Origin of the sequence: Streptomyces himastatinicus ATCC 53653, from assembly GCF_000158915.1 — a bacterium.
GTDB lineage: Bacteria > Actinomycetota > Actinomycetes > Streptomycetales > Streptomycetaceae > Streptomyces > Streptomyces himastatinicus.
The window spans coordinates 9,918,682-9,919,872 of record NZ_GG657754.1; the positions used below are offsets into that span (position 1 = coordinate 9,918,682).

At 70.9% G+C, this 1,191-nt stretch carries 3 protein-coding genes; all 3 read left to right on the forward strand.

Annotated features, from left to right (window positions below; all coding sequences use genetic code 11):
• The coding region (locus SSOG_RS54445; protein ID WP_039940028.1) for an alpha/beta fold hydrolase at positions 1–221 on the forward strand (221 nt) is incomplete at its 5' end.
• Between the two features lie 174 nt (positions 222–395).
• Positions 396–731, forward strand: coding sequence for a hypothetical protein (locus tag SSOG_RS41955; RefSeq protein ID WP_009720403.1), 336 nt, complete (start codon positions 396–398; stop codon positions 729–731).
• A gap of 51 nt (positions 732–782) precedes the next feature.
• A partial coding sequence (locus SSOG_RS41960; RefSeq protein ID WP_009720404.1) for an SAM-dependent methyltransferase occupies positions 783–1,191 on the forward strand: 409 nt, incomplete at its 3' end.

Below are 1,191 nucleotides of genomic sequence, written 5' to 3' on the forward strand. Positions count from 1 at the left end.
CGGCGGAGCAGGAGGCGATCACCGCCCCCGGTGAGCGGCCGACCCTCTTCCTGCACGGCACCGACGACGGCTGCATCGGCGCCGACGTGGTCCACAGCGCCAAGGACCACCTCCCGGCGGGCTCCCGGGTGGAACTGGTCGAGGGCGCGGGCCACTTCCTGCACCTGGAGCAGCCCGAGCGGATCAACCGCGAGGTGCTGGACTGGCTCGCGGCCGAGTGACCCGTTCCCGTACGCCCCGCGACTCCCCGTAAGCCCCCTCAGGCCCCGCACGTCCCGGTCGGTATAGCGCCGTGGCATACCGCTTTACCGCCGCTATACCGCCGGTAATCCGTCCTCTCCGATGCTGGACGCATCGCCAAGCCCCGCCGGTGGAGATGCGTCTGGAGAGGGCCTGTGAACGTCGATCAGCAGCAGCAACCGCCATCACAACCGCACACCGAGGACGAACCCCTCTACGCCTGGAGCACCTATCAGGTCTGCGGCGGGGTGGAGGGATCCGGTCCGAGCGGCACCTGCCGGGCGGAACGGACCGCGCGTGCCTGCCTCGAAGCGGCGCTCCAGGCCGCGGTCGTCCACTCCCACGCGTATTCGTGGGGGCAGCTCAGCCGGGTGTCCGCGGACGTCGACCTGCCGTTCCACCTCTGGTCACGGGCCCCGGTCGCCTGGGCGGAACCGGGACCCAGTGACACGGTCACCTGGCGTCCCGGCCCGGCACCGCATCCGCGGTGACGGACCCGGCAGCGGCAGGGCGATGCAGGATTGAGGGCAGGGGAATCTCGGATGAACAGCAGCGGGCCCGGCATCGGGCTCACCACGGTGGAGTGGCAGCCGGTCGACCACGGCCGCCATTCCGGCCGTCACGCGAACCCGGCGCGGGTCTACAACTATCTCGTCGGCGGCAAGGACAACTACCTCGCCGACTACGAGCAGGCCCAGAGTTTCCTGCGGATCGCGCCGGAGATCCGTGACACCGCCCTGGCCAACCGCCGTTTCCTCCAGCGGGCGATGGCGGAGCTGGCGGACGAGGGCATCAGCCAGTTCCTGGACATCGGCTCGGGACTGCCCACGGCCCCGAACGTGCACGAGATCGCCCAGGCGGTGAACCCCCGGGCCCGCGTGGTCTACGCCGACAACGACCCCATAGTGGCCAGCCATGGACAGGCCCGGCTGGCGGTCCCCGGCACCACGA